This window comes from Streptomyces sp. NPDC001137, assembly GCF_040298885.1.
Classification (GTDB): Bacteria; Actinomycetota; Actinomycetes; order Streptomycetales; family Streptomycetaceae; genus Streptomyces.
On record NZ_JBEPBA010000046.1, the window covers coordinates 36206 to 44958 of the forward strand.

Annotated in this window: 4 protein-coding genes; 3 read left to right on the forward strand and 1 reads right to left on the reverse strand. The window is 73.4% G+C overall.

Annotated elements, in window-relative coordinates:
* Positions 1-56: 56 nt before the first annotated feature.
* Positions 57-2801: a lysylphosphatidylglycerol synthase domain-containing protein gene (locus ABT254_RS45235; RefSeq protein WP_351483565.1), complete on the reverse strand. Its 2745-nt coding sequence runs from the start codon at positions 2799-2801 to the stop codon at positions 57-59.
* 186 nt (positions 2802-2987) lie between these two features.
* Here ABT254_RS45235 and ABT254_RS45240 point away from each other — a divergent pair, with 186 nt between their 5' ends.
* From ABT254_RS45240 to ABT254_RS45250, 3 genes are all read left to right on the forward strand, one after another.
* Positions 2988-3374 (forward strand): MGMT family protein, encoded by a 387-nt coding sequence (locus tag ABT254_RS45240; protein WP_351483566.1) that lies wholly within the window; start codon positions 2988-2990, stop codon positions 3372-3374.
* A 257-nt stretch (positions 3375-3631) separates the two neighbouring features.
* Positions 3632-7033 (forward strand): ATP-dependent helicase, encoded by a 3402-nt coding sequence (locus ABT254_RS45245; protein WP_351483567.1) that lies wholly within the window; start codon positions 3632-3634, stop codon positions 7031-7033.
* Between the two features lie 120 nt (positions 7034-7153).
* Positions 7154-8753 (forward strand): ATP-dependent helicase (locus ABT254_RS45250; RefSeq protein WP_351483568.1); only part of this gene is annotated, 1600 nt, incomplete at its 3' end.

The window sequence follows — 8753 nt, forward strand, 5'->3', positions numbered from 1 at the left end:
GCGCGTGGGCGCTCGGGGCACGGGCCGTAAGAGGTAGGCCGGCTACGGTCTTCGTACTACAGAGCACCCTTGCGCGACAGCTGGTTGAAGGCCAGCCAGCCCGGCAGCACCGGCAGCCACAGCGTCAGCAGCCGGAACAGCAGCACGGCGGGGGCCGCCACCTCCTTGGGGAGGCCGACGGCGATCAGGCCGACCGTCAGGGTCGCCTCCACGGCGCCCACGCCGCCCGGGGTCGGGGCCGCGGAGCCGAGTGCGTTGCCGGCGAGGAAGACGACGGCGACGCTGGCGATGCTGAGCGAGGTCCCTTGCTGGCCGAAGGCGCGGATCGAGGCGTCCAGGCACATCACGAAGCAGGCGGTCAGCAGCAGCATGCCGCCGATGCCGGTGACCAGCTTCTGCGGCCGCTGCAGCACGTCCAGCATGCGCGGCACGACACCGGCGAAAAGCGACCGCACGCGCGTGGAGACGAATTTCCGCAGGAACGGCACGGAGGTGACGACGAGGACGAGCACGGCCACCGTCAGCAGACCCGCGATGACGGTCCGGGACGGTGACAGGGACGGCGTCTTCTCGGTGCCGGTCAGATAGCCGAACGACAGCAGCATCAGGATGTGGCAGCCGAGCCCGAACAGCTGCGAGGCGCCGACGCTCGCCACCGCGAGCCCCGGGCGCACCCCAGCGCGCTGCAGGAAGCGCGTGTTGAGGGCGACACCGCCCACCGCGGCGGGCGCGACGATCTTGACGAACGACCCGGCGACCTGCGCCGCCACGGCCCGCAGGAACGGCACCCGCTCCGGCACGAACCCGAGGAGGGCCATGGCCGCCGCGACGTAACTCAGCGCCGAGAACAGCACGGCCGCGACGACCCAGCCCCACTGCGCGTTGGCGACCAGGGGACCGAACTCGATGTGGGTGAGCTGCGTCAGCAGGAAGTACGCGCCGATGGCACCGGCGATGAAACTGATCAGCGTCCGCGGCCGTACCCGCTCGAGCCGGGCCGGCTCGACCGGCGCCTGCGGTCTGATCAACAACACCTGGTGCCGGATCTGCGTGAGCAGGTCCTCCTCGCGCGCCTCTTCGATGGCCTCGTCGATGGCCCGCTTCTCGGCACGCTGCTCAGCGCGTACGGCCTTCTTGTCGGGCTTTTCGAGTACGGGGCCGGTCTCGTCCGGGGCCTCTTCCAAGCGGGCCTGTTTGGCCTGCCGGGACGCCTCCAGGACCGCCTCACGCTCGCGCTGGGCCCGTTCCCGGGCCAGTTTGCGCAGGGTCGCGCGGGAGGTGCGGCTGAGCGCGATGGGCTGCAGCATCGGCAGACAGTCGGCCACGTCGTCAGGGCCGAGCACGCTCACCGCGGACGCCACGGCGCGCTCGGCGCCCACCCGCAGCCCCAGCGTCACCAGGAGCTGCGAGATGTCCATGCGCAGCAGCAGATCGCCGGCCGCGATCTCGCCGACGCGCAGGTCGGTGAGGATGACCGTGCCGGAACGATCCACCAGAATCGCGTCGCCCACCAGCCTGCGGTGCGCGATGCGCCGGGACTGCAGTGCGCGAACCTGGTGCCAGGTGTCGTGCAGCAGCTCGTCGGTGATCTCGTCGTCGGCGAGGGAGTCGAGGGTGCGCCCGCCGGTGTGCTCGTAGACGAGCATCACGGCGTCGGGACCGAGCTCGGAGGTCGCGATCAGCTTCGGCGCGTTCGCTCCGGCCGCGATCGCCGCGTAGGCGAGCAGGGCCTCCTGCTCCAGTGCCTGGCGCAGCGACTGGAGGCTGCTGCGGGTGGCGAAGCCGCGCAGCGTCAGATTGCGCCACACGCGGTAGAAGAAGCCCTGCGCCTGCTGCTCCCGGTCGACGACCGTCACGTCCAGGGGCGGGCCGTCCTCGAGTGTGACGAAGTAGCGCCGTCCGCGGTCGCCGGTCTCCGGTGTCTCCGGCAGTTCCTCGCGCGACGCGGTCACCGGGCGGAATCCGACGTGCCGCAGGCCCGCCATCAGCGTCCGACCGGTGGGGCGGACGTTGGGCGAGCCGACCGCGTAGAGCGTCCCGTAGGCGACGGTCCAGCCGATCAGCACCGTCAGGATGATCGAGAACGGTGTCGTGTAGCCGGTGACGAGCATCGAGAACGCGTCGAGGAGCAGCACGATCCACAGCACCGCGCGCCAGCGCGGCCGCCGCGACATGCCGACGGCCGTCATGTACGCGATGACCGGCGCGAGATAGCCGTGCACGGGGTCGGTCAGGGCGTGGATGTCGCCGGGGGAGGGCTGGGTGAGCGCCTCCTGGATGGAGCCGGGGGCGCCCTTGGCGACCCACAGGTCTGTGGCGAGAGTCACTCCGTGCGCGAGGACCGCCGCGAGGACGCCGTCGGCGATGCGCAGCCCGTCGCGCTTGATCAGCCGTTCGATCGCGAACGCGACCGGCACCAGCAGGATCGCGATGCTGGAGGCCAGACCGGCGATCTTGATGAGCAGATCGGGCGCCTGCCCGGTGCCCTTGTTGATGTCCTGTTCGAGCCCGGAGGTGGTGCCGTGGGCGAACGCGGCGATCGCCAGCAGCAGGATGATCCCGAGCACGCCCACCAGGAGGCGCATCAGATCCGACGGGCGGTGCACGCGCGCGGGGAGCAGCGGTTCGTCGCCCTCGACCTCGTCGATGTGCGCCTCGTCCAGGAAGGCGTCGCCGCGCGTGTCGACGTCCTTCGAAGCGGTGCCCTTGCCGTCGGTGCGGGAAGCGGAGCCGGTGCCGGGGCGCGACGAAGCGTCAGAGGCGCTCTCGGCGCCCTCTGGGTGCGCACCCTGCTGCTTCATCGTCTCTTCTTGATCTCGTATCACCAGTCACCGCCCGCATGATGGTGGCATGCCCCACCGACACACGGGGGCGTCAGGGTGCAGGAGCGGGGGCGCACAGTCTGCCGGAAGCGCCGCCCGGGGGCGAGGGATACGCATCGTTGCGAGCGCGTCACGCTGTCGGTGGCTTGCGGCAGGATGGGCAGGATGAGCGAGGAGAGCCTGCCGCGGGACGCCGGCCCGGAGCACACGGACGCGCTGCCGGAGTACGCCGAGCGCGTACTCGAGGTCGCCGAACTGATTCCGCCCGGGCGTGTCATGACGTACGGGGACGTCGCCGAATGGCTGGAGCAGGGCGGGCCCCGTCAGGTCGGCCGCGTGATGGCTCTCTACGGGGGAGCCGTTCCGTGGTGGCGCGTCGTGCGCGCGGACGGCGCGCTCCTCCCGGGGCACGAGCTGCGTGCTCTCGGTCACTACCGAGCAGAGGGCACCCCCCTGAAGGAAGCGAGCAGGACCGCCGAGGGCCACCTGCCGCGCCTCGACATGATGCGGGCGCGATGGGACGGCGGCGAACGCGCAGACGGTCACACCTGAAAGCTTCCGCCATGGGGCGCACCGGTGTGTGACCCGTGATCCGTACGGGGGACCCGGGGCACGTTTGTCGCATGGCGTACGTTCGTGGGGCGAGGGGCCCGCGGGGTGCGAGTGCCGCGAGGGAAGAAGAGGAAGCCCTGCTTCCGCAACCCGCGTCGGCGTAGCGTCGGCGGCACGTGCCCCCCTCACCCCCCGATCACCGCCCTGCACGCGCGGTGGTCCGACGACCAGCACAACCACCGGGACCGGCGAACCACGTGAGCTCCTCTTCCTCCACCAGGCGCCTGTCGCACCCCCAGGTGCGACAGGGGGGCCGTGGCGCCTACCGACTGGTGCGTACCCCGCCGAGCCGACAGGATCCCCCTCGTCTGGACGCGCCACAGCGCTCCGTGGTTGACCACGAGAGCGGCCCGCTGCTCGTCCTCGCAGGTCCGGGCACCGGCAAGACCACCACGCTCGTCGAGTCCGTGGCGGCACGGATCGCCCGTGGCGGGGACCCCGAGCGCATCCTGGTGCTGACGTTCAGCCGCAAGGCGGCCGTCGAACTGCGCGACCGCATGGCGCTGCGCATAGGGGCGGCACGTGCGCCCCAGGCGACCACCTTCCACTCGTTCAGCTACGCCCTGGTCCGCGCGCACCAGGACAGCGACCTGTTCGTGGAGCCGCTGCGCCTGCTGTCCGGGCCCGAGCAGGACGTGACGGTCCGTGAACTGCTCGCGGGCCAGGCCGACCTGGAGCGGCTGGGCCTCGCGCATGTGCGCTGGCCCGACGAACTGCGGGCCTGTCTGACCACCCGGGGCTTCGCCGACGAGGTCCGCGCGGTCCTCGCCCGAAGCCGCGAACTGGGTCTGGGACCCGCCGCCCTGGACGCCTTCGCCCGCCGCATCGGCCGCCCCGACTGGCGGGCCGCGGCCACCTTCCTCGCCGAGTACCTCGACGTCCTCGACCTGCAGGGCGTACTCGACTACGCGGAACTGGTCCACCGGGCGGTCCTCCTCGCCCGCCGCCCCGAGGCCGCGCAGCGGCTCGCCGCGCGCTACGACGCCGTCTTCGTGGACGAGTACCAGGACACGGACGCCGCCCAGGTACGGCTGCTGCACGCCCTCGCGGGCGGCGGCCGCACCCTCGTCGCCTTCGGCGACCCCGACCAGTCGATCTACGCGTTCCGCGGTGCGGACGTGGGCGGCATCCTCGACTTCCCGGTCGCCTTCCCGCGCGCGGACGGCCGCCCCGCGCCGGTCGAGGTCCTGCGCACCTCGCGCCGCTCGGGCGCCGCCCTGCTCGCCGCGACCCGGCTGCTCACCCAGCGCATGCCGCTCACCCGACTCCCGGCGGAGAAGGTACGCGCGCATCGCGACCTCGCCCCGGTGCGGGACGGCGGCCACGTGGAGGTGTACACCTACCCCACGCCCGGCACGGAGCTCGACAACATCGCCGACATCCTGCGCCGCGCACACCTGGAGGACGGCGTCCCCTGGAGTGAGATGGCCGTACTGGTGCGGGCAGGATCGCGCACGATTCCGACGGTGCGCCGCGCGCTCACCGCGGCGGGCGTGCCCCTGGACATCGATGGTGACGACCTGCCGCTGCGGCACGAACCGGCCGTGGCGCCGCTGCTGACGGCACTGCGGGCGGTGGCCGAGGCGGAGGCGGCGCGCACCGATGTGCCGGACGAGACGGGTGCCGCGCCCGCCTCCGCAGGCGCCGTGCCCGAGGAGGGCCCCGAAGAGGCCGCCTCTCAAGGGGGCGTCCCCGAGGAGTCCGAGTCCGCCGCGTGCTGGCTCGACACCGAAACCGCCCTCACTCTGCTGGCCTCCCCGCTCGCCGGCATGGATGCCGCCGACCTGCGCCGCCTCGGGCGTGCCCTGCGCGACGAGGAGCGGGCCGCGGGCAACCCGCTGCCGCCGCCCTCGGACGAGCTGCTCGCGCGGGCGCTGGCCGAGCCGGAGCGCCTCGTGGCGCACGACCCGGCGTACGGGCGTGGCGCCCAGCGGCTCGGCGCACTGCTGCGCACCGCCCGGGAGCGTCTCGCGAGCGGCGGCACGGCCGAAGAGGCCCTGTGGGACCTGTGGGACGGCACACCGTGGCCGGCCCGGCTGGAGCGATCCGCGCGGCGCGGCGGCGCCGCCGGCCGCAACGCCGACCGTGACCTGGACGCCGTGTGCGCCCTGTTCGCGACCGCCGCGCGCGCCGAGGAGCGCACCGGCGGCCGTGGCGCCCTCAACTTCCTGGAGGAGATCGAGGCCGAGGACATCGCCGCCGACACCCTCACACGGCGTGCCGTCCGCCCCGACGCCGTACGCCTGATGACCGCGCACCGCTCCAAGGGCCTGGAGTGGCGCCTGGTCGTCGTCGCGGGCGTGCAGGAGGGACTGTGGCCGGACCTGCGCCGCCGCGGCTCCCTCCTGGAGGCCGACCGCATCGGCCGCGACGGACTCGCCGAACCGCTCACCCCGGGCGCGCTGCTCGCGGAGGAGCGCCGCCTGTTCTACGTGGCCGCCACGCGCGCGCGTGAACGCCTCGTCGTCACCGCCGTGAAGGCCGCCGCGGACGACGGGGACCAGCCCTCCCGCTTCCTCACCGAACTCGGCGTCGAACCCAGGGACGTCACCGGCCGCCCGCGCCGCCCGCTGTCCGTCGCCGCGCTCGTCGCCGAACTGCGCGCCACCACGGTCGACCCGCGCGTCTCGGACACCCTCAGGGAGGCCGCCGCCCACCGCCTGGCCCGGCTCGCCGCGCTCGCCGACGAGGACGGCCGCCCCCTCGTCCCGTCCGCCCACCCCTACCGCTGGTGGGGCATGTACGAGCCGACCGAGAGCAAGGTGCCGCTGCGCAACCGCGACCAGCCCGTCGTGCTCTCGGGCAGCGCCCTCGACCAGCTCGCCAACACCTGCGCCCTGCAGTGGTTCCTCGGCCGGGAGGTGAAGGCCGACGCCCCGGCGACGGCCGCCCAGGGCTTCGGCAACGTGGTGCACGTCCTCGCCGACGAGGTCGCCTCCGGACACACCCCCGCCGACCTCGCCGTCCTCATGGAGCGCCTGGACTCCGTGTGGAACGCGCTCGCCTTCGACGCGCCCTGGAAGTCGGCGCAGGAGAAGGAGAACGCGCGCGTGGCGCTCGAACGCTTCCTGAAGTGGCACGTCATGGACCGCACCGGCCGCACCCCGGTGGCCAGCGAGCACGGTTTCGACGTCACCCTCGAAGCGGGTGACTACGAGGTCCGCATCCGTGGCTCCATGGACCGCGTCGAGGCCGACGGCGAGGGCCGCGCCTACGTCGTCGACTTCAAGACCGGCAAGCAGGTGCCCACCGCGCGCGAGGTGGCACGCCACCCCCAGCTCGCCGTCTACCAGCTCGCCGTCCGCGAAGGCGCCGTCGACGAGGCCTTCGACGGCATACGTCCCGAATCCGGCGGCGCCGAACTCGTCCAGCTGCGCCAGGGCGCCGCCCGGCGCGACGGCGGCGAGACCCTGCCCAAGGTGCAGGCCCAGGACCCCGTCGAGGGCGCGGCGGGGGAGTGGGTCGGCGAGCTGCTGGCCAACGCCGCCGGAAAGGTCCTCGACGAACGGTTCACACCCAGCGCCGGCCAGCACTGCTCGCACTGCGCCTTCCAGGCCTCCTGCAGCGCGAGGCCCGAAGGGCGACACGTCGTCGAATGACGAGGCCGATCTTCCCGGGCCTTCTGTGATCGACCGCACCACTCGTGCTGACCTGCGCTTCTCCTCACCTGGAGGCCGATCCGGCCTCCACTGTCAGTGGCCGCCGCTAGCCTCTCTGACGTGCCACCCCGTATCACCGATCCCGATCAGCTCAAGGAGCTCCTCGGGATTCCGTTCACCCCGGAGCAGACGGCCTGCATCATCGCGCCGCCCGCCCCGCAGGTGATCGTTGCCGGAGCCGGATCGGGCAAGACGACGGTGATGGCGGCACGCGTGGTGTGGCTGGTCGGCACCGGGCAGGTCGCCCCCGAGCAGGTCCTCGGCCTCACCTTCACCAACAAGGCGGCAGGCGAACTCGCCGAGCGCGTCCGCAAGGCGCTCGTCAAGGCGGGCGTCACCGACCCGGACGTGATCGACCCGGACAATCCGCCGGGCGAACCGGTGATCTCGACGTACCACGCCTTCGCGGGCCGCCTCCTGACCGACCACGGCCTGCGCATCGGCCTCGAACCGACCGCCCGGCTGCTCGCCGACGCCACCCGCTACCAGCTCGCCGCGCGCGTGCTGCGCGAGGCCCCGGGCCCCTACCCGGCGCTCACCCGCTCCTTCGCGGACCTCGTCAGCGACCTCCTCGCCCTCGACGCCGAACTCGCCGAGCACCTCGTACGACCCGAGGAACTGCGCGCGTACGACACCGGCCTGCTGCGCACCCTGGAGGGCGCCAAGCTCACCAACGCCGACCTGCGCAAGGTCCCCGAAGCGGCCGCCGCCCGCCGTGAACTCGCCGACCTGGTGGTGCGCTACCGCGCCGCCAAACGCGAGCGCGACCTCCTCGACTTCGGCGACCAGATCGCCCTGTCCGCACAGCTCGCCCGCATCCCCGAGGTGGGCCGCATCCTGCGCGACGAGTTCCGTGTGGTCCTCCTCGACGAGTACCAGGACACCTCCGTCGCCCAACGCATCCTCCTGGCGGGCCTGTTCGGCGACGGCACCGGCCACCCCGTGACCGCCGTCGGCGACCCCTGTCAGGCGATCTACGGCTGGCGCGGCGCCTCCGTCGCCAACCTGGACGACTTCCCGGAGCACTTCGCCCACCCCGACGGCCGCCCGGCAACCCGCCAGGCACTCAGCGAGAACCGCCGCAGCGGCGGCCGTCTCCTCGACCTCGCCAACGGCCTCGCGGAGCCCCTGCGCGCCATGCACGCGGGCGTGGAGGCCCTCCGCCCGGCCCCCGGCGCCGAACGCGACGGCATCGTGCGCTGCGCGCTGCTGCCCACCCACGCCGAGGAGATCGACTGGATCGCCGACTCCATCGCCCACCTCGTCGACACCGGGAAGGCACCCGGGGAGATCGCCGTCCTGTGCCGGACGGCAACCGACTTCGCCGAGATCCAGGGCGCGCTCGTCGCCCGGGACGTCCCCGTCGAGGTGGTCGGCCTGTCCGGGCTGCTGCACCTGCCGGAGATCGCCGATCTGGTCGCCGTCTGCGAGGTCCTCCAGGACCCCGGCGCCAACGCCTCCCTGGTCCGCCTCCTGACCGGCCCGCGCTGGCGCATCGGCCCCCGCGACCTCGCCCTCCTGGGACGCCGCGCCCGGCTCCTGGTCGCCCACGCGCGCGGGGGGGGCCCGGGCGACCGCGCCCGCCCGCGCGCCCCGGGCGGCGGAGGGGGGGGCCCCACCGCGGGGGCCGCCCCCGCGGGCGCCCCGCGCACCCAGCGGG